Genomic DNA, 18,881 nt, shown 5'->3' with positions numbered 1-18,881 from the left:
ATCAAGGTAGCCGATTCGAAGGGCGAAGCGTGGCCAAGAAGCAAGGTGCCATCGAAATTGAGGGCACCGTGATCGAGTCCCTCCCGAACGCCATGTTCAAGGTGGAACTCCAGAACGGTCACAAGGTCCTCGCGCACATCTCCGGCAAGATGCGGATGCACTACATCCGTATTCTCCCGGACGACCGGGTCGTCGTGGAGCTGTCTCCGTACGACCTGACGCGTGGGCGGATCGTCTACCGATACAAGTAGATCTTGCCCGCACCCCGCTCCGGCGTGGGTGGTGGCACTGACCCGGAGAACCTCACATCCCATGAAGGTCAAGCCGAGCGTCAAGAAGATCTGCGACAAGTGCAAGGTGATCCGCCGTCACGGTCGGGTCATGGTCATCTGCGACAACCTGCGCCACAAGCAGCGCCAGGGCTGAAGCACGACCTGCACCTCGCAGTTCTTCGCGCGACGCACGTAATACGTACATACGCAGAGCCCGTCCAAGCCACGGCTGACGACACCTCCGGCGGGGGCCGGGGACCCGGGCCGTACCACCTCTCTTGCGCGAGAGGTCGGCGGTCGGGAGCGGTTCTGCGGAAGACCCCCGAAAACAACTGGAGCCATTGAATGGCACGCGTTTCAGGTGTTGACATCCCGCGCGACAAGCGTGTGGAAGTTGCCCTCACCTACGTCTTCGGCATCGGGCGCACCCGGTCCAAGGAGATCCTCGCCACCACCGGCGTGAACCCGAACACCCGCGTTCGTGACCTGGCCGAAGAGGACCTCGTCAAGATCCGCGAGTACGTCGACGCCAACCTCCGCACCGAGGGTGACCTCCGCCGTGAGGTTCAGGCCGACATCCGCCGCAAGGTCGAGATCGGCTGCTACCAGGGTCTGCGGCACCGCCGTGGCCTGCCGGTCCACGGTCAGCGCACCAGCACGAACGCTCGTACCCGCAAGGGCCCGCGTCGCGCCATCGCCGGCAAGAAGAAGCCGGGCAAGAAGTAGTCCTCAGCGGACGCTCATCAGCGGTCTTCGCTGTAGGACCGACCACCTCCCTGTAGGAGATATAGATGCCCCCCAAGGGTCGTCAGGGCGCTGCCAAGAAGGTGCGCCGCAAGGAAAAGAAGAACGTCGCTCACGGGCACGCCCACATCAAGAGCACGTTCAACAACACGATCGTCTCGATCACGGACCCCTCGGGCAACGTGATCTCCTGGGCCTCCGCCGGCCACGTCGGCTTCAAGGGCTCGCGCAAGTCCACCCCCTTCGCCGCGCAGATGGCCGCCGAGTCGGCCGCCCGCCGCGCGCAGGAGCACGGCATGCGCAAGGTTGACGTCTTCGTCAAGGGTCCCGGCTCCGGCCGTGAGACCGCGATCCGCTCCCTCCAGGCCACCGGCCTCGAGGTCGGCTCGATCCAGGACGTCACCCCCACCCCGCACAACGGCTGCCGCCCCCCGAAGCGTCGCCGCGTCTGACCCCGTAGGGGCCTGACTTCGGGCGGTATGGCGCTTCGGTGCCGTACCGCCCGTACCCTTGTTCCGTTGGCATCAAATAGTGGGTGCCAAGACTGGAGGCATTTCTCATGCTTATCGCTCAGCGTCCTTCGCTGACCGAAGAGGTCGTCGACGAGTACCGCTCACGGTTCGTGATCGAGCCGCTGGAGCCGGGCTTCGGCTACACCCTCGGTAACTCGCTCCGCCGTACGCTCCTCTCCTCGATCCCCGGCGCTGCTGTCACCAGCATCCGGATCGACGGTGTCCTGCACGAGTTCACCACCGTGCCGGGCGTCAAGGAGGACGTCACCGACCTCATCCTCAACATCAAGCAGCTGGTCGTCTCCTCGGAGCACGACGAGCCGGTCGTGATGTACCTGCGCAAGCAGGGTCCCGGCCTGGTCACCGCTGCTGACATCGCCCCGCCGGCCGGTGTCGAGGTCCACAACCCGGACCTCGTTCTGGCGACGCTGAACGGCAAGGGCAAGCTGGAGATGGAGCTGACCGTCGAGCGCGGTCGCGGCTACGTCTCCGCCGTGCAGAACAAGCAGGTGGGCCAGGAGATCGGCCGTATCCCGGTCGACTCCATCTACTCGCCGGTGCTCAAGGTCACGTACAAGGTCGAGGCGACCCGTGTCGAGCAGCGCACCGACTTCGACAAGCTGATCGTCGATGTCGAGACCAAGCAGGCCATGCGTCCGCGTGACGCCATGGCGTCGGCCGGTAAGACCCTGGTCGAGCTGTTCGGTCTGGCGCGCGAGCTCAACATCGACGCCGAGGGCATCGACATGGGTCCGTCCCCGACGGACGCCGCGCTCGCTGCCGACCTGGCGCTGCCGATCGAGGAGCTCGAGCTCACCGTTCGTTCGTACAACTGCCTCAAGCGCGAGGGCATCCACTCCGTGGGTGAGCTCGTCGCCCGCTCCGAGGCCGACCTGCTCGACATCCGCAACTTCGGTGCGAAGTCGATCGACGAGGTCAAGGCGAAGCTGGCCGGCATGGGCCTGGCCCTGAAGGACAGCCCGCCCGGATTCGACCCGACCGCCGCCGCCGACGCCTTCGGTGCCGACGACGACGCGGACGCGGGCTTCGTGGAGACCGAGCAGTACTGAGCCCTGCGGCTCAGGGAAACTTCCGGCGGGCGGCCGCCCGCCGGTAACTGACACCGGTACCTGATACGGCCGGTGCAGATCACAAGGAGAAACACCATGCCGCGTCCCACCAAGGGAGCCCGTTTCGGCGGCAGCGCCGCGCACGAGCGTCTGCTTCTCGCGAACCTCGCGAAGTCGCTGTTCGAGCACGGCCGCATCACCACGACCGAGGCCAAGGCCCGCCGCCTGCGTCCGGTCGCCGAGCGCCTGATCACCAAGGCGAAGAAGGGCGACATCCACAACCGTCGTCTGGTGCTGCAGACGATCACGGACAAGGGCATCGTGCACACGCTCTTCACCGAGATCGCTCCTCGCTACGCCGAGCGCCCGGGTGGCTACACCCGCATCACCAAGATCGGCAACCGTCGTGGCGACAACGCCCCGATGGCTGTGATCGAGCTGGTCGAGGGTGAGATCGCCAAGAAGGCGACCGTCGCCGAGGCCGAGGCCGCCACCAAGCGTGCGGTCAAGGAGTCCGAGACCAAGGCCGCCGAGGCCGAGGTCGTCGAGGACGCCACGCCGGCCGACGAGGCCAAGGACGCCTGAGCGTTCTGACCTGGCTGTGCGAGCGGGCCCGTTCCCTCCGGGGAGCGGGCCCGTTCCGCTTTGAGAGGATCTGATACGTGAGTGACGAGGTGGAGCCCGGACACGTCCGGGTGCGGCTGGACCTGTCGTACGACGGCAGGGACTTCTCCGGCTGGGCCAAGCAGGCCCGTGGGCAGCGGACCGTCCAGGGGGACATCGAGGACGCGCTGCGTACGGTGACGCGCTCCTCGCAGACGTACGAACTGACCGTCGCCGGGCGGACGGACGCCGGCGTGCATGCCCGTGGGCAGGTCGCGCATGTGGATCTGCCGGTGGAGGTGTGGGCCGAGCACCGGGAGAAGCTGCTGAAGCGGCTGGCCGGAAGGCTCGCGCGCGATGTGCGGATCTGGCGCGTCGAGGAGGCTCCGGCCGGATTCAACGCGCGCTTCTCGGCGATCTGGCGGCGGTACGCCTACCGCGTGACCGACAACCCTGGTGGTGTCGATCCGCTGTTGCGCGGTCATGTGCTGTGGCACGACTGGCCGTTGGACGTCGACGCCATGAACGCCGCGGCCGAAAAGCTGGTCGGCGAACACGACTTCGCGGCGTACTGCAAGAAGCGCGAGGGCGCCACGACCATCCGTACGCTGCAGCGGCTCTCGTGGGAGCGGGATGCGGCCGGGGTCATCACGGCGACCGTGAAGGCCGATGCCTTCTGTCACAACATGGTGCGCTCGCTGGTCGGAGCGCTGCTGTTCGTGGGGGACGGGCACCGGCCGGTCCAGTGGCCGGGGAAGGTACTGGCCGCGGGTGTACGGGACTCGGCCGTCCACGTGGTGCGGCCGCACGGGCTCACGCTGGAGGAAGTCGGTTACCCCGCCGACGAGTTGCTGGCCGCCCGGAACCGGGAGGCCCGCAACAAGCGCTCGCTGCCCGGGTCAGGCGGCGGGTTGGGCGGCTGCTGCTGAGGCCTGGGCCTCGCCGCGCCTGCGGATCTGACGGAACGTGAACTCGCCCAGGTCGTCGCCGATCTGGAAGGCCTTGGTGTCTCCCTTGGTGACGGACTTGGCTTTGATGTAACCGGTGAACGTGATGTAGGCGTACCGGCCGTAGGAGTTGTACGTCGAGCGGCAGACCGGGCCGCCCTTGCAGAAGGCAGGGACGCCGTCGCCGGGCAGCGGCAGGATGTTGCCCGACGCCTGCTGCACGGCCTTCTTGGCCTTGGCCTCGTTCTCGAAGGTGGCCACGCCGACGGTGACCGCGATGCCGCCCGCGCTGTAGGTGACGCGGAAGACCTGTTCGCAGCCGTTGCTTTCGAGAGCCGCGCCGAGGGCACCCTTGGTGACGGACTTACAGTCACCGGTCCGCGCCGTGGCGCCCTTGTCGTAGACGCGCTCGCCCATCGTCAGCTTCCTGCCCGGGAAGAGGGACTCCGCGCTGAGCGGCGCCGTGTCCTTCTTCCGGTCGGAGATGAAGTCCTTGGGGTCCGGCGGGGGCAGCGGCGCGACCGACGAGAAGGACGGCTCGGGCTGGGTGGTGTCGCTGGGCAGCTCGGGGGCCGCGGGCAGTTGGCTCGCGTTCTTGTCCGAAGACTGGTTGCTGTCATCGCTGTTGGAAGAGACGATCGCGCTCGCCACGATGCCCGCGACCGCGGCGGTGGCGAGCGCGCCGCCGCCGATCAGCAGCCAGCGCCTGCGGCGGGTGCGGGCCGCGGAGGCGTCGGCGAGCGCGGCCCAGTCCGGGGTGTTGTCCGCCGCTGCCGCCCTGGCCCGCAGGCCGAACGGGTCCGGCGTGCCCTGGCCCGCGCCGTACGGGTCAGGTGCGCCGTACGAGTTCTGCCCCCGGTACGGGTCCTGCCCTCCGTACGGGTCCTGGTTCTGTCCACCGGACCCCCACTGGGGTCCCCCCTGCCCAAAGCTCATGCCGCGCATCCTAAACCTGTTGGGCCCAGGGGACGTCGGCGGTGAGAATCGGAGCATGGGACATCTCGAGGCGGCGCATCTGGAGTACTACCTACCGGACGGGCGGGTCCTCCTCGGCGACGCCTCGTTCCGAGTGGGCGAAGGCGCGGTGGTCGCCCTGGTCGGGGCGAACGGCGCGGGCAAGACGACCCTGCTGCGGCTGATGGCGGGTGAGCTGCAGCCGCACGGCGGGACGGTGTCGTCGAGCGGCGGGCTCGGCGTGATGCGGCAGTTCGTCGGATCCGTACGGGACGAGCGGACCGTACGCGACCTGCTGGTGTCGGTGGCCCAGCCGCGGATCAGGGAAGCGGCCGCGGCCGTGGATGCCGCGGAACACCTGATCATGACGGTCGACGACGAGGCCGCGCAGATGAAGTACGCGCAGGCGCTGAGCGACTGGGCGGAGGCGCGGGGGTACGAGGCCGAGACGGTCTGGGACATGTGCACGACGGCCGCGCTGGGTGTTCCGTACGAGAGCGCGCAGTGGCGGCTGGTGCGCACCCTCAGCGGCGGCGAGCAGAAGCGGCTGGTGCTGGAGGCGCTGCTGCGGGGGCCCGACGAGGTGCTGCTGCTTGACGAGCCGGACAACTATCTGGACGTGCCGGGGAAGCGGTGGCTGGAGGACCGGCTGAAGGAGACCCGTAAGACGGTCCTCTTCGTCTCCCACGACCGGGAGCTGCTGTCGCGGACGGCCGAGAAGATCGTGAGCGTGGAGCCGGGGCCAGCGGGGTCGGACGTGTGGGTGCACGGCGGAGGCTTCGGTACGTATCACGAGGCGCGGCGGGAGCGGTTCGCGCGCTTCGAGGAGCTGAAGCGGCGCTGGGACGAGGAGCACGCGCGGCTGCGCGCGCTCGTGCTGCGGCTGCGGCAGCAGGCGGCGATCAGCCCCGACATGGCGTCGCGGTACCGGGCGATGCAGACGCGCTTCAAGAAGTTCGAGGAGGCGGGCCCGCCGGCCGAGCCGCCGCGCGAGCAGGACATCACGATGCGGCTGCGGGGCGGGCGCACGGGGGTGCGGGCGGTGACCTGCGCCGGCCTTGAGCTCACCGGGCTGATGAAACCGTTCTCGCTGGAGATCTTCTACGGGGAGAGGGTCGCCGTGCTCGGCTCCAACGGGTCCGGGAAGTCGCACTTCCTGCGGCTGCTGGCGGGCGACGCGTCCGTGGCGCACAAGGGCGAGTGGAAGCTGGGGGCGCGGGTGGTGCCCGGGCACTTCGCGCAGACGCACGCGCATCCGGAACTGCTCGGGCGGACGCTGGTCGACATCCTGTGGACCGAGCACGCGAAGGACCGGGGCGGGGCGATGTCGGTGCTGCGGCGCTACGAACTGGAGCGGCAGGGCGACCAGCGCTTCGAGAAGCTGTCGGGCGGACAGCAGGCGCGGTTCCAGATCCTGCTCCTGGAGCTGGCGGGCACGACGGCGCTGCTGCTGGACGAGCCGACGGACAACCTGGACCTGGAGTCGGCGGAGGCGCTGCAGGAGGGGCTGGAGGCGTACGAGGGGACGGTGCTGGCGGTGACGCACGACAGGTGGTTCGCGAAGACGTTCGACCGGTATCTGGTGTTCGGGGCGGACGGGGTGGTGCGGGAGGCGGGGGAGCCGGTGTGGGACGAGGGGAGGGTGGCGCGGGCGCGGTGAGGTGTTGGCGGGGGGGCGCCTGCGGCGGGCTTTCCGCCACCCCGCCCCTTCCTGAATCCCGGGGCTCCGCCCCGGACCCCGGCAGTGTGGCAGCTTCGCGCCGCCGGGTGTGGGCGGGGGCTGCGCCCCTCGCCGGGTGGGGTGCAGGGCTCCGCCGCCTGGAGTGCTTCGCCCCCGCTCTGGGGGCGGCAGCTTCCCGCCGCCGGGTGCGGACGGGCCCCCAGAAGGCCCCTGGGCGCGGCAGCTGCCGGCCCCAGGGGCAACCCCGGTCCCGAGCCGCGACCGGGTGCCACGCAGCCCGTACAGGGGCACCCTGGGCGCAGGCGGGGGGCGGGAACCGGCCAAGGGGCCGCACGCATTTTGACCCAGGTGGGGGACCACGGGTATTCTTCTGGTTCGTTATGCGTATTGGCTTGCTCTATCTCACGTGAGGGGCCCTTACGCCGGTCCACCGGGCCGATGACCAGCGGCAGGCACTCGGGTTGCGTCCCCGTAGCGCCGCCAAGGCTGTCGTGATCGTCCGGGTGGCCTTGTCAGGACCCGTCCCCTCAGCCCTAGCGGGCTTGGGGAGACCCCATCACTGAAGAAGCGAAGGCATACGACCGTGCGTACGTACAGCCCCAAGCCCGGCGATGTGACGCGCCAGTGGCACATCATCGACGCGCAGGACATTGTCCTGGGCCGTCTGGCGACCACCGCCGCCACCCTTCTGCGGGGCAAGCACAAGCCGATCTACGCGCCGCACGTTGACGCTGGTGACTTCGTCATCATCATCAACGCCGAGAAGGTGCACCTCTCCGGCAACAAGCGGACCCAGAAGATGGCGTACCGCCACTCCGGCTACCCGGGTGGTCTGCGTTCCATCCGGTACGACGAGCTGCTCGCCAAGAGCCCCGAGAAGGCCATCGAGAAGGCCGTCAAGGGCATGCTCCCCAAGAACACCCTGGGCCGTCAGATGCTCTCGAAGCTGAAGGTCTACGCGGGCGAGAACCACCCGCACGCTGCTCAGCAGCCGGTCCCGTTCGAGATCACCCAGGTCGCGCAGTAGTTCCGGCCACCCCCTAAGACGAAAAGAAATCTGAGGAGAATCGTGGCCGAGACCACTGCAGAGACCCCGCTCGAGGGCGAAGAGACCTTCGCCGAGGTGACGACCTTCGAGTCGGAAGCCCCCGTCGAGGGCGAGTACACCTCCGAGTCCATGGCGTCCCGCTTCGGCGACCCGCAGCCGGCTGCCGGCCTGGGCCGTCGCAAGAACGCCATCGCCCGCGTCCGGATCGTCCCGGGCACCGGCAAGTGGAAGATCAACGGTCGCACCCTTGAGGAGTACTTCCCCAACAAGGTGCACCAGCAGGAAGTCAACGAGCCCTTCAAGGTGCTCGAGCTCGACAACCGCTACGACGTCATCGCCCGCATCTCGGGTGGCGGCGTCTCTGGCCAGGCCGGCGCCCTGCGCCTCGGTGTGGCCCGCGCCCTGAACGAGGCGGACGTGGACAACAACCGCGCCCCGCTGAAGAAGGCCGGCTTCCTCTCCCGCGACGACCGTGCGGTCGAGCGCAAGAAGGCCGGTCTGAAGAAGGCCCGCAAGGCCCCGCAGTACAGCAAGCGCTAAATCGCTCGCTGGCCTGTACGGCTTACGTTCGCCCCGGCGGCACTCCGTGCTGCCGGGGCGTTCGTTTATCAACTACCTCGGGCGTATAACGGGCCATGGCGCCCAGAGGCTTGCATTTTCGGAGCATTTCGGAGGACAGCTGTGGGACGACTCTTCGGCACGGACGGCGTGCGCGGTGTCGCCAATGCGGATCTGACGGCGGAGCTCGCGCTCGGCCTCTCAGTCGCTGCGGCGCATGTGCTCGCCGAAGCGGGGACCTTTGAAGGGCATCGGCCGACCGCCGTGGTCGGCCGTGATCCGCGAGCGTCGGGAGAGTTCCTGGAGGCCGCCGTCGTGGCGGGTCTCGCGAGCGCGGGCGTCGACGTCCTGCGCGTCGGTGTGCTGCCCACCCCCGCCGTGGCGTATCTCACCGGCGCCCTCGGTGCCGACCTCGGTGTGATGCTCTCCGCGAGCCACAACGCCATGCCGGACAACGGCATCAAGTTCTTCGCGCGCGGCGGCCACAAGCTCGCCGACGAGCTCGAGGACCGAATCGAGACGGTCTACGAGCAGCACCGCACCGGCGAGCCCTGGGAGCGGCCCACCGGCGCGGGCGTCGGCCGGGTCGCCGACTACGACGAGGGCTTCGACAAGTACGTCGCCCATCTGATCGCCGTGCTGCCGAACCGCCTCGACGGCCTCAAGGTCGTCCTCGACGAGGCGCACGGCGCGGCCGCCCGCGTCTCGCCCGAGGCCTTCGCACGGGCCGGGGCCGAGGTCGTCACCATCGGCGCCGACCCGGACGGGCTCAACATCAACGACGGCTGCGGGTCCACGCACCTGGGCCTGCTGAAGGCCGCCGTCGTCGAGCACGGCGCCGACTTCGGCATCGCGCACGACGGCGACGCGGACCGCTGCCTGGCCGTCGACGGCTCGGGTGAGGAAGTCGACGGGGACCAGATTCTGGCCGTGCTCGCCCTGGCGATGCGCGAGGCCGGGACGCTGCGCAAGGACACCGTCGTCGCCACCGTCATGTCCAACCTCGGCTTCAAGCTGGCGATGGAGCGCGAGGGCGTACAGCTGGTGCAGACCGCGGTCGGCGACCGGTACGTACTGGAGTCGATGAAGGCCGAGGGCTACGCCCTGGGCGGCGAGCAGTCCGGGCACGTCATCGTCCTCGACCACGCGACGACCGGCGACGGCACGCTCACCGGTCTGATGCTGGCGGCCCGGGTCGCTGCGACCGGCCGTTCGCTGGCCGACCTGGCCGCAGTCATGAACCGGCTGCCGCAGGTGCTCATCAACGTCCCGGACGTCGACAAGTCCCGGGTGAAGACCTCCGCCGAGCTGGCAGGCGCCGTGGCCGATGCGGAGCGCGAGCTGGGCGCCACCGGTCGCGTACTGCTGCGTCCTTCGGGCACCGAGCCGCTCGTACGGGTCATGGTCGAAGCCGCCGACATCGAGCAGGCCCGCGCGGTGGCGGGGCGGCTCGCGGACGCGGTCAAGTCCGCGCTCGGCTGATCTTCCCGGACCCACACAGCCGGAGGGGTCTGATTCAGGCCCCTCCGGAGCTCGCCGCCGTACGCTCCCGCTGCCTGGCCCACAGGAACTTCTGCACCAGCAGTGTCAGCGTGCCCGCCAGCACGATGCCCAGCAGATTCAGCAGCAGTTGCTCCGTCGAGCCCCACGCCTGCTTGTACTCCTGATAGCTGAAGGCCACCGCCGCGTTCGCCGCGGCCGGGACCGTCGTGACCGAGATCGCGACGCCCACCAGTGCCCCCGACTTCGCCGAGGTCAGCGAGAGCATGCCCGCCGAGCCCGCGAGCACCGCGACCACGAACGAGAATGCGTCGGGGCGGTAGATGAAGTTGGTGTTGGGGCGTTCGGCGCCCAGCTTTACCGCCTCGAAGAGCCCCACCGCGTCCATGAAGTAGCTGAACGCCACCGTCGCCAGCATGGCCGCGGCAAAGCCCACGATCAGTGCCTGGAACGAGCGCCACGCCAGGCGCGGGGCGCGCTGGACCAGGGCCGTGCAGATCCCCGCCAGCGGGCCGAACTCCGGGCCCACCGCCATCGCGCCCACGATCAGGATCGCGTTGTCGAGCACCACACCGCACGCCGCGATCATCGTCGCCAGCGTCAGGAAGGCGATGTAGGTGACCGAGAGCGTCGACTCCTCGTGGGTCGCGTCGGTCAGGTGCTCCCAGAGCACCGCGTCCGCGCCCTCGCCCGGCGCCTCCGCCTCCGCCTTGTCGGCGCGACTGGAGAGCGACAGGTCGATGTTCTCGACGGCGATCGAGCCGGTCTTGTCGATGCCCATCGCGCGCAGGCTGCCGATGAGTTCGTCGCCCGCCTCGCGCGCCACGTCGCACAGCACCAGGTCGCCCCGGGGATTGCGGGCGACGCCCGGGACGACGGCCAGGTGGGTGGTGCCAACCGTCCTCTCCACCGTCCGTACGACTTCGTCCGTACGGTCGGCAGGAACGATCAGGCGCAGATGCAGCATGCTCAGAGTTTACGGAGGGACAGGCGCTGCACCTTGTGGTCGGGTCCCTTGCGGAGCACGAGCGTGGCCCGGCCGCGCGTCGGCGCCACATTCTCCAGCAGATTGGGCTTGTTGATGGTGCGCCACATCGTACGGGCGTAGTCCAGGGCCTCCTCCTCGGAGACCTGGGTGTACTTCCTGAAGTACGAGAAGGGGTTCTGGAAGGCCGTCTCGCGCAGCTTGCGGAAGCGGTTGAGGTACCAGGTCTCGATGTCCTCGGGCCGCGCGTCCACGTACACACTGAAGTCGAAGTAGTCGGCGAGGCCGACGCGGGTGCGGCCGTCCTTGCCGGGCAGGGCCGGCTGGAGGACGTTGAGGCCCTCGACGATCAGGATGTCGGGGCGGCGGACCGTGAGGCGCTCGTCCGGAACGATGTCGTAGATCAGGTGGGAGTAGACGGGGGCGGTGACCTCGTCCTTGCCCGCCTTGATGTCGGCGACGAAACGGGTCAGCGCACGGCGGTCGTACGACTCGGGGAAGCCCTTGCGCGACATCAGTCCGCGGGACTCCAGCTCCTTCATCGGCAGCAGGAAGCCGTCGGTGGTGACCAGCTCGACCCGCGGGTGCTCCGGCCAGCGGGCCAGCATCGCCTGGAGGACACGCGCGACGGTGGACTTTCCGACCGCGACGGACCCGGCGACGCCTATGACGAAGGGGGTGCCGCGCTGCTCGCCGTGGCCGTTTCCGGCGTCGCCCAGGAAGGTGTTGAGCGCACCCCGCAGACCGGCCGTGGCCTGTACATACAGATTCAGCAGCCGGGACAGCGGCAGGTACACGTCCCGTACCTCGTCCAGGTCGATGACATCGCCCAGACCGCGCAGCCGCTCGACCTCCTCGGCGGTGAGGGGGAGCGGGGTTTTGTCGCGCAGGGCGCTCCACTCCGCGCGGGTGAGGTCGACATACGGCGTCGACGCAGGCTCAGCCCGGCGGTGGGCGCTTCGTGGCGGCGAAGAGATCACACAGTCATTGTCGGGTGTGCCGGGCCTGAGTGGCGGGTGGGATCCATCACGCGAGGGGGCCGGGGACCCGGCCGGAATGTCAGTGGCGTACGTCACAGTTATGGGAAAGGTGGACGCCTGCCGACGTCCGTGAACCCCGAGGGGTGGCCCCATGAAGTATGCGATTCAGGCGGAAGGCCTGGCCAAGCGGTTCAAGGAGACCGAGGCCCTGGCGGGAGTGGATCTGGCGGCTCGTACGGGCACGGTGCTGGGTCTGCTCGGGCCCAACGGCGCAGGGAAGACGACGGCGGTGCGGATCTTCGCCACGCTGCTGCAGCCCGACCGTGGCAGAGCCCTGGTGGCCGGACACGACGTCGTGCGGGAGGCCGGTGTGGTGCGCTCCCTCGTCGGCCTGACCGGGCAGTACGCCGCGGTGGACGAGAACCTCACCGGCAGTGAGAATCTGCTGCTCATCGGTCGCCTGCTCGGTCTGCCGAGGGGCGAGGCAAGGGGACGGGCGGCGGAGCTGCTGGGCCGCTTTCAGCTCAGCGACGCGGCGGGACGCGCGGTGAAGACGTACTCAGGCGGTATGCGGCGACGCCTGGACCTGGCGGCCAGCCTGGTCGGACGGCCGCGCATCCTGTTCCTGGACGAGCCGACCACCGGCCTGGACCCGCACAGTCGCGGTGAGCTGTGGGACATGCTGCGTGCCCTGGTCGCGGACGGTGCCACCGCCCTGCTGACCACGCAGTATCTGAACGAGGCGGATGTGCTCGCCGACGACATCGTCGTGATCGACAAGGGGCGGGTCATCGCCGAGGGCACCCCGGACGAGCTCAAGTCGCAGATCGGCGGCCAGGTGCTCGAGCTGCGGCCGGTGCTGGCGCAGGACCTGGCGCGTGCACATGCGCTGGTGGCCCGGGAAGCCGGTCCGGACACCCAGATCGAGGGACAGTCGATCACCGCGCCGGTGAAGGACCCTCAGCTGATGCCCTCGGTGGTGCGCACGCTCGACCGCGAGGGGATAGCGGTGGGCGAGCTGACGCTTCGGCGCTCCTCGCTGGACGAGGTCTTCCTGTCGCTGACCGGGCACCGTGCGGAGCCCGAGCAGCCGGACGGGACCGATGCGGACGAGAGCGAGTTCGAGAAGGCGGTGAGTTCGCTGTGACCGCGACGACGATCACTGCTCCGATCGGCACGTCGGGCCGGGTGCGACCGCTTGCCGGGCTCCAGCAGACCCTCACGATGGCCTGGCGGAGTCTGGTGGCGGTCAAGCACAACCCGCTGGAGCTGGTGGACTACAGCATCACGCCGATCATGTTCGTGTTCCTCTTCACGTTCGTGCTGGGCGGTCAGATGGCCGGTTCGCCGCAGGAGTACCTGAAGTACGCGCTGCCAGGGATCATCGTCCAGAACACGCTGTTCATGACGATGTACACGGCGATGGCGCTCAACACCGACCTGACCACAGGCGTTTTCGACCGGCTGCGCAGCCTGCCGATAGCCCGCTCCGCCCCGCTCGTCGGCCGGATCGTCGCGGACCTCGCCAAGCATGTGTGGGCGATGCTGCTGATGATCGGCCTCGGCCTGCTGCTGGGCTTCAGGATCACCGGCGGATGGAACGGATTCCTGCTCGGCGCACTGCTGTTGGTGGTCTTCGCGGCGGCGGTGTCGTGGAGCGCGGTGCTGATCGGCATGCTGGCGGGCGACGCGGAGAAGGTCCAGGCATTCGCCTTCACGATCATCTTCCCGATCACCTTCACCAGCAGCGCGTTCGTGGTGGTCGACACGATGCCGGGCTGGCTCCAGGCGTGGAGCGACGTCAACCCGGTCACGCATCTGTCGGACGCGTACCGCGGTCTGCTGCTCGGCGGGCCGGTCGCGGAGCCGGTGCTGTGGTCGCTGCTGTGGGCTGGCGGGATAGCCGCGGTCTTCTACCCGTTGGCGATGCGGGCGTACCGGGCGAAAGCGTGACCCGGCCGGTGCGCGCCTGCCGTCTGGGACGTGACAGGCGCGAGCCGTAGGCTGCCGACATGTGCGGAATCGTGGGTTACGTCGGCGGACAGTCGGCGCTTGATGTGGTCATCGCGGGCCTCAAGCGGCTCGAGTACCGGGGCTACGACTCGGCCGGTGTGGCGGTACTCGCCGACGGCGGGCTTGCCGCGGCGAAGAAGGCGGGCAAGCTCGTCAATCTGGAGAAGGAGTTGGTGGGCCGGCCGCTGCCGAGCGGCTCCACCGGCATCGGGCACACCAGGTGGGCCACCCATGGCGGGCCCACCGACGCCAATGCCCACCCTCATCTGGACAACGCGGGACGTGTCGCGGTCGTACACAACGGGATCATCGAGAACTTCGCCGCCCTGCGGGCCGAGTTGACCGACCGCGGGCACGAACTGGCGTCGGAGACCGACACCGAGGTCGTGGCGCATCTGCTCGCCGAGTCCTTCTCGTCGTGCGGCGACCTGGCCGAGTCGATGCGCCAGGTGTGCCGGCGGCTTCAGGGCGCCTTCACGCTGGTCGCCGTGCACGCGGACGAGCCGGACGTCGTGGTCGGCGCACGCCGGAACTCCCCGCTGGTCGTCGGAGTCGGAGAGGGCGAGTCCTTCCTCGCCTCCGACGTGGCCGCCTTCATCGCGCACACGCGCTCGGCCATCGAGCTGGGGCAGGACCAGGTGGTGGAGCTGCGCCGGGACGGCGTGAGCGTCACCGACTTCGACGGAGCGCCCGCGCAGGTGCGCACGTACCACGTGGACTGGGACGCGTCGGCCGCCGAGAAGGGCGGTTACGACTACTTCATGCTCAAAGAGATCGCCGAGCAGCCGAAGGCGGTCGCCGACACCCTGCTGGGCCGGATCGACGTGGAGGGCTCCCTCAGCCTCGACGAGGTGCGGATCCCGGTGTCGGTGCTGCGGGAGGCGACCAAGGTCGTCATCGTGGCCTGCGGTACCGCCTTCCACGCAGGGATGATCGCCAAGTACGCCATCGAGCACTGGACCCGTATCCCGTGCGAGGTGGAGCTGGCGAGCGAGTTCCGCTACCGGGACCCGATCCTGGACCAGCGCACGCTGGTGATCGCGATCTCGCAGTCGGGCGAGACGATGGACACCCTGATGGCCGTGCGGCACGCGCGCGAGCAGGGCGCGAAGGTGCTGGCCATCTGCAATACGAACGGCTCCACGATCCCGCGGGAGTCGGACGCGGTGCTGTACACGCACGCCGGTCCCGAGGTCGCGGTCGCCTCCACGAAGGCGTTTCTGACGCAGCTGGTGGCCTGTTATCTGGTGGCGCTGTATCTGGGCCAGCTGCGCGGCACCAAGTGGGGCGACGAGATCCAGGCGGTCATCCGCGACCTGGCACAGATCTCCGGCGAGGTCGAGCGGGTCCTGGAGACGATGGAGCCGGTACGGGAGCTGGCACGCTCGCTCGCAGACAAGAACACGGTGCTGTTCCTGGGGCGGCATGTGGGCTATCCGGTGGCGCTGGAGGGTGCGCTCAAGCTCAAGGAGCTCGCGTACATGCACGCGGAGGGCTTCGCGGCCGGTGAGCTCAAGCACGGGCCCATCGCGCTGATCGAGGAGGATCTGCCGGTGGTGGTCGTGGTGCCGTCGCCGCGCGGGCGCTCCGTTCTCCACGACAAGATCGTCTCCAATATCCAGGAGATCCGGGCGCGCGGGGCGCGGACGATCGTGATCGCGGAGGAGGGGGACGAGACGGTCGTGCCGTACGCGGACCATCTCATCCGGATCCCGGCGACGCCGACGCTGCTGCAGCCGCTGGTGGCCACCGTGCCGCTGCAGGTCTTCGCCTGCGAGCTGGCGACCGCGCGCGGCAACGAGGTCGACCAGCCGCGCAACCTCGCGAAGTCTGTCACCGTCGAATGATCATCGGGGTGGGGATCGACGTCGCCGAGATCGACAGGTTCGCCGCATCGCTGCGGCGTACGCCCGGGATGGCCGAACGGGTCTTCCTGGAGCGGGAGTTGCTGCTGCCGAGCGGTGAGCAGCGCGGATACGCCTCCCTCGCGGCCCGGTTCGCCGCGAAGGAGGCCGTCGCCAAGGCGCTCGGCGCGCCGGGCGGACTGCACTGGACCGACGCCGAGGTGTACGTCGAGGACAGCGGGCAGCCGCGGCTGCGGGTGCGCGGGACGGTCGCGGCGCGGGCGGCCGAGCTCGGGGTGCGCTCCTGGCATGTGTCGCTCAGTCACGACGCGGGGGTGGCGTCGGCGGTGGTGATCGCGGAGGGTTGAGCGTATGCGTACCGCTTACCGCGTGGAGACCGTACGGGCCGCCGAGGCCGAGTTGATGGCGCGCCTGCCCGAGGGCGCGCTCATGCAACGGGCGGCCGCCGGACTGGCCGCCGCCTGCGCCGGTCTGCTGGGCCGGGTGTACGGAGCCAGGGTCGTGCTGCTCGTGGGCAGCGGGGACAACGGCGGCGACGCGCTGTACGCGGGGGCGCGGCTCGCCCGGCGCGGGGCGGGCGTCGCGGCCGTACTGCTCGGCGCGCGCGCCCACGAGGGCGGCCTCGCGGCGCTGCTCGGCGCGGGCGGACGGGTCGCGGACGACCCCTTCGAGGTGCTGGCCTTCACCGATCTGGTGCTCGACGGAGTGACCGGGATCGGCGGCCACGGCGGGCTGCGTCCGGACGCGGTGCCGGTGATCCGGGCGGCGCGCGGGTCCAACGCGGCGGTCGTCGCGGTCGATCTGCCGAGCGGGGTCGAGGCGGACAGCGGCGAGGTGCACGGCGAGGCGCTGCGCGCCGACGCGACGGTGACGTTCGGCACGTACAAGCCGGCGCTGCTGATCGACCCGGCCCGGGAGTACGCGGGGACGGTGCGGCTCGTCGGCATCGGTCTCGAGGACCACCTGCCGTCGGTGCCCGATGTCGAGGCGCTCCAACACGTGGATGTGGCACAGCTGTTGCCGGTCCCGGCCGCCGAGAGCGACAAGTACCGGCGGGGTGTCGTCGGCGTCGTCGCCGGGTCCGCGCGCTACCCGGGCGCCGCCGTGCTCGCGGTCGCGGGCGCACTGCGGGGTGGGGCGGGCGCCGTGCGGTACGTCGGTCCCGCGGCCCTCGCCGTGATCGCCCGCTTCCCCGAGGCACTGGTGCACGCCGGACCGCCGTCCAAGGCGGGCCGTGTGCAGGCGTGGGTGGTCGGCCCGGGGCTCGGCGACGGGGGCGATGCGGTGGATGCCGTACGGGACGTACTGGACTCCGACGTACCGGTGCTGGTCGACGCGGACGGGCTGCGGCTGCTGGACGCGGTGACGGTACGCGGCAGGAGCGCGCCCACGCTGCTGACGCCGCACGCGGGCGAGGCGGCCGCGCTGCTGGGCGTACCGCGCGAGGACGTCGAGTCCGCGCGGCTCGCCTCCGTACGGGAACTGGCAGCGCGCTACGGGGCGACGGTGCTGCTCAAGGGCTCGACCACCCTGGTCGCCGCGCCGGACGGCGACCGGTCCCCGGTCCGTGTGAACCCGATGGGCACGCCCTGGCTTGCCACGGCCGGAAGCGGCGACGTCCTCTCCGGCCTGGCGGGCTCGCTGCTGGCCGCGGGCCTGGACGCGCGGGACGCGGGCTCGGTGGCGGCGTATCTGCACGGCCTGGCGGCGCGACACGCGGCGGCGGAGGGCACGCCGATCACGTCGTACGAGGTGGCGGAGGCGCTGCCGTATGCGTGGCGGGACGTCCAGGATTGAGGAGCCCCCACCCCGCCCCCTCCTGTAACTGGGGCTTCGCCCCAGACCCCGTATGCGACCTCCGGCCGCATGTCCTCAAACGCCGGACGGGCTGAGGAATTCAGCCCCGCCGCAGGCGGTCACGTCGTGAGGAACCGCACAACCGTTGTACGAGCGCTGTCGTAAGGCTCTGAGACACTGGGCGCGATGAGCCAGACACCACCCATGAGAGCCCGTGCCGAGATCGACCTCGCGGCCCTGCGCGCCAACGTCCGCGCGCTCCGCGCCCGCGCACCCCGTGCTGCCCTGATGGCCGTGGTGAAGTCGGACGCGTACGGACACGGCATCGTGCCCTGCGCGAAGGCCGCGCTCGAGGCGGGTGCCACCTGGCTGGGCACCGCCACACCCCACGAGGCCCTCGGCCTGCGCGCCGCGGGCATCCAGGCGCGCGTGATGTGCTGGCTGTGGACACCGGGCGGGCCCTGGCGCGAGGCCATCGAGGCCGATCTCGACATGTCGGTGAGCGGTATGTGGGCCCTTCGGGAGGTCACCGCCGCCGCCCGTGAGGTGGGGCGCCCGGCCAGGATCCAGCTCAAGGCCGACACCGGCCTCGGGCGCAACGGCTGCCAGCCGGCCGACTGGCCCGAGCTGGTCGCCGCCGCGCTCGCCGCCGAGGCCGAGGGCACGGTCGAGGTCACCGGCCTGTGGTCGCACTTCGCCTGTGCCGACGAGCCCGGGCACCCCTCGATCACCGCTCAACTGGACGTGTTCCGCCACCTGGTGGCGTACGCCGAGAAGGCGGGCATCACCCCTGAGGTCCGGCACATCGCCAACTCCCCGGCGACGCTGACCCTTCCGGAGTCGCACTTCGACCTCGTCCGGACCGGCATCGCCCTTTACGGTGTCTCGCCCAGCCCCGAGCTGGGCACGCCCGCGGACTTCGGACTGCGGCCCGTGATGACGCTGGCCGCGTCCGTGGCCCTGGTCAAGCAGGTCCCGGCCGGTCACGGCGTCAGCTACGGACATCACTACGTCACGGCTCAGGAGACGACGCTCGGCCTCGTCCCGCTCGGCTACGCGGACGGCATTCCGCGCCATGCCTCGGGCCGTGGACCGGTTCTGGTGGGCGGCAAGTGGCGCCGGGTCGCGGGCCGGGTCGCCATGGATCAGTTCGTGGTCGACCTCGGACCGGACGGCGGGGCGATCGCCGAGGGCACCGAAGCGCTGCTGTTCGGTCCGGGCGACCGGGGCGAGCCGACCGCCGAGGACTGGGCCCAGGCGGCGGGCACCATCGCGTACGAGATCGTCACCCGCATCGGAACGAGGGTTCCGCGCGTCTACCTGAACGAGGACTCCGACGAGTAGGAGCGGCA

General features: G+C 70.0%; 20 protein-coding genes. 17 read left to right on the top strand and 3 right to left on the bottom strand.

Annotation, left to right across the window (positions count from 1 at the left end; translation table 11 throughout):
• Nucleotides 1-29 precede the first annotated feature (29 nt).
• The 7 genes from infA to truA all read left to right on the top strand — a co-directional run bounded on the left by infA (nt 30) and on the right by truA (nt 4,130).
• On the top strand, nt 30-251 hold the full coding sequence (gene infA, locus OG905_RS16835) for a translation initiation factor IF-1 (protein ID WP_003956442.1): 222 nt from the start codon (nt 30-32) through the stop codon (nt 249-251).
• Nucleotides 252-312: 61 nt separating this feature from the next.
• A complete protein-coding gene (gene rpmJ, locus OG905_RS16830; protein ID WP_003956441.1) occupies nt 313-426 on the top strand; it encodes a 50S ribosomal protein L36 in 114 nt (37 codons plus the stop codon).
• Between the two features lie 191 nt (nt 427-617).
• The gene (gene rpsM, locus OG905_RS16825; protein ID WP_142214193.1) at nt 618-998 is read left to right on the top strand and encodes a 30S ribosomal protein S13; all 381 of its coding nucleotides are present in this window, start codon (nt 618-620) and stop codon (nt 996-998) included.
• Between the two features lie 65 nt (nt 999-1,063).
• The gene (rpsK, locus tag OG905_RS16820; RefSeq protein ID WP_003956432.1) at nt 1,064-1,468 is read left to right on the top strand and encodes a 30S ribosomal protein S11; all 405 of its coding nucleotides are present in this window, start codon (nt 1,064-1,066) and stop codon (nt 1,466-1,468) included.
• A 107-nt stretch (nt 1,469-1,575) separates the two neighbouring features.
• Entirely contained in the window at nt 1,576-2,598 is a 1,023-nt protein-coding gene (locus tag OG905_RS16815) for a DNA-directed RNA polymerase subunit alpha (protein ID WP_003956430.1), read from the top strand.
• 96 nt (nt 2,599-2,694) lie between these two features.
• The gene (rplQ, locus tag OG905_RS16810) at nt 2,695-3,183 is read left to right on the top strand and encodes a 50S ribosomal protein L17 (protein WP_328670975.1); all 489 of its coding nucleotides are present in this window, start codon (nt 2,695-2,697) and stop codon (nt 3,181-3,183) included.
• Nucleotides 3,184-3,260: 77 nt separating this feature from the next.
• On the top strand, nt 3,261-4,130 hold the full coding sequence (gene truA / locus OG905_RS16805) for a tRNA pseudouridine(38-40) synthase TruA (protein WP_328670974.1): 870 nt from the start codon (nt 3,261-3,263) through the stop codon (nt 4,128-4,130).
• Here the strand turns inward: truA and OG905_RS16800 are convergent.
• A complete protein-coding gene (locus tag OG905_RS16800; RefSeq protein ID WP_328670971.1) occupies nt 4,101-5,084 on the bottom strand; it encodes a hypothetical protein in 984 nt (327 codons plus the stop codon). The two genes, truA and OG905_RS16800, sit on opposite strands and share 30 nt — an antisense overlap.
• A 55-nt stretch (nt 5,085-5,139) precedes the next feature.
• On the opposite strand from OG905_RS16800, the gene OG905_RS16795 reads away from it, so the two are divergent.
• From OG905_RS16795 to glmM, 4 genes are all read left to right on the top strand, one after another.
• Nucleotides 5,140-6,762 carry an ABC-F family ATP-binding cassette domain-containing protein gene (locus tag OG905_RS16795; protein ID WP_328670969.1) on the top strand — a complete coding sequence of 541 codons (1,623 nt, stop codon included), beginning with the start codon at nt 5,140-5,142 and terminating at the stop codon, nt 6,760-6,762.
• Between the two features lie 604 nt (nt 6,763-7,366).
• Nucleotides 7,367-7,810 (top strand): 50S ribosomal protein L13, encoded by a 444-nt coding sequence (gene rplM, locus OG905_RS16790; protein ID WP_100108616.1) that lies wholly within the window; start codon nt 7,367-7,369, stop codon nt 7,808-7,810.
• Between the two features lie 42 nt (nt 7,811-7,852).
• The gene (gene rpsI / locus OG905_RS16785; protein ID WP_328670964.1) at nt 7,853-8,371 is read left to right on the top strand and encodes a 30S ribosomal protein S9; all 519 of its coding nucleotides are present in this window, start codon (nt 7,853-7,855) and stop codon (nt 8,369-8,371) included.
• Between the two features lie 141 nt (nt 8,372-8,512).
• Nucleotides 8,513-9,871, top strand: a complete 1,359-nt coding sequence (glmM, locus tag OG905_RS16780; protein ID WP_328670962.1) for a phosphoglucosamine mutase — start codon at nt 8,513-8,515, stop codon at nt 9,869-9,871.
• Between the two features lie 34 nt (nt 9,872-9,905).
• Here the strand turns inward: glmM and OG905_RS16775 are convergent, their stop codons facing one another.
• Nucleotides 9,906-10,856 carry a DUF389 domain-containing protein gene (locus tag OG905_RS16775; RefSeq protein ID WP_328670959.1) on the bottom strand — a complete coding sequence of 317 codons (951 nt, stop codon included), beginning with the start codon at nt 10,854-10,856 and terminating at the stop codon, nt 9,906-9,908.
• A 2-nt stretch (nt 10,857-10,858) separates the two neighbouring features.
• On the bottom strand, nt 10,859-11,854 hold the full coding sequence (coaA, locus tag OG905_RS16770; RefSeq protein ID WP_328670957.1) for a type I pantothenate kinase: 996 nt from the start codon (nt 11,852-11,854) through the stop codon (nt 10,859-10,861).
• A gap of 151 nt (nt 11,855-12,005) precedes the next feature.
• Between coaA and OG905_RS16765 the strand changes: the two genes are divergently transcribed.
• The 6 genes from OG905_RS16765 to alr all read left to right on the top strand — a co-directional run bounded on the left by OG905_RS16765 (nt 12,006) and on the right by alr (nt 18,873).
• Nucleotides 12,006-13,001 (top strand): ATP-binding cassette domain-containing protein, encoded by a 996-nt coding sequence (locus OG905_RS16765; protein WP_328670955.1) that lies wholly within the window; start codon nt 12,006-12,008, stop codon nt 12,999-13,001.
• Nucleotides 12,998-13,807, top strand: a complete 810-nt coding sequence (locus OG905_RS16760) for an ABC transporter permease (RefSeq protein WP_328670953.1) — start codon at nt 12,998-13,000, stop codon at nt 13,805-13,807. Before OG905_RS16765 ends, OG905_RS16760 begins: the two co-directional genes overlap by 4 nt.
• Nucleotides 13,808-13,866: 59 nt before the next feature.
• Complete coding sequence (gene glmS / locus OG905_RS16755; protein WP_328670951.1) at nt 13,867-15,714, top strand: glutamine--fructose-6-phosphate transaminase (isomerizing); 1,848 nt, start codon at nt 13,867-13,869, stop codon at nt 15,712-15,714.
• Nucleotides 15,711-16,079, top strand: coding sequence for a holo-ACP synthase (locus OG905_RS16750; protein ID WP_266486630.1), 369 nt, complete (start codon nt 15,711-15,713; stop codon nt 16,077-16,079). The genes glmS and OG905_RS16750 overlap by 4 nt, the downstream gene beginning before the upstream one ends.
• 4 nt (nt 16,080-16,083) lie before the next feature.
• Nucleotides 16,084-17,529 carry an NAD(P)H-hydrate dehydratase gene (locus tag OG905_RS16745; RefSeq protein ID WP_328670949.1) on the top strand — a complete coding sequence of 482 codons (1,446 nt, stop codon included), beginning with the start codon at nt 16,084-16,086 and terminating at the stop codon, nt 17,527-17,529.
• 186 nt (nt 17,530-17,715) lie between these two features.
• Entirely contained in the window at nt 17,716-18,873 is a 1,158-nt protein-coding gene (gene alr, locus OG905_RS16740; RefSeq protein ID WP_328670946.1) for an alanine racemase, read from the top strand.
• Nucleotides 18,874-18,881 lie beyond the last annotated feature (8 nt).

The organism is Streptomyces sp. NBC_00322 (genome assembly GCF_036147535.1).
Taxonomy (GTDB): Bacteria; Actinomycetota; Actinomycetes; order Streptomycetales; family Streptomycetaceae; genus Streptomyces.
Note: the sequence above shows the minus strand (reverse complement) of the source record. Positions and strands in the feature narration are given on the sequence as shown.

Coding starts and splice junctions, on each gene's coding strand:
- rpmJ (WP_003956441.1), top strand. CDS start 313: ATGAAGGTCAAGCCGAGCGTCAAGAAGATCTGCGACAAGTGCAAGGTG.
- rpsM (WP_142214193.1), top strand. CDS start 618: ATGGCACGCGTTTCAGGTGTTGACATCCCGCGCGACAAGCGTGTGGAA.
- rpsK (WP_003956432.1), top strand. CDS start 1,064: ATGCCCCCCAAGGGTCGTCAGGGCGCTGCCAAGAAGGTGCGCCGCAAG.
- OG905_RS16815 (WP_003956430.1), top strand. CDS start 1,576: ATGCTTATCGCTCAGCGTCCTTCGCTGACCGAAGAGGTCGTCGACGAG.
- rplQ (WP_328670975.1), top strand. CDS start 2,695: ATGCCGCGTCCCACCAAGGGAGCCCGTTTCGGCGGCAGCGCCGCGCAC.
- OG905_RS16800 (WP_328670971.1), bottom strand. CDS start 5,084: ATGAGCTTTGGGCAGGGGGGACCCCAGTGGGGGTCCGGTGGACAGAAC.
- OG905_RS16795 (WP_328670969.1), top strand. CDS start 5,140: ATGGGACATCTCGAGGCGGCGCATCTGGAGTACTACCTACCGGACGGG.
- OG905_RS16775 (WP_328670959.1), bottom strand. CDS start 10,856: ATGCTGCATCTGCGCCTGATCGTTCCTGCCGACCGTACGGACGAAGTC.
- OG905_RS16765 (WP_328670955.1), top strand. CDS start 12,006: ATGAAGTATGCGATTCAGGCGGAAGGCCTGGCCAAGCGGTTCAAGGAG.
- glmS (WP_328670951.1), top strand. CDS start 13,867: ATGTGCGGAATCGTGGGTTACGTCGGCGGACAGTCGGCGCTTGATGTG.
- OG905_RS16750 (WP_266486630.1), top strand. CDS start 15,711: ATGATCATCGGGGTGGGGATCGACGTCGCCGAGATCGACAGGTTCGCC.
- OG905_RS16745 (WP_328670949.1), top strand. CDS start 16,084: ATGCGTACCGCTTACCGCGTGGAGACCGTACGGGCCGCCGAGGCCGAG.
- alr (WP_328670946.1), top strand. CDS start 17,716: ATGAGCCAGACACCACCCATGAGAGCCCGTGCCGAGATCGACCTCGCG.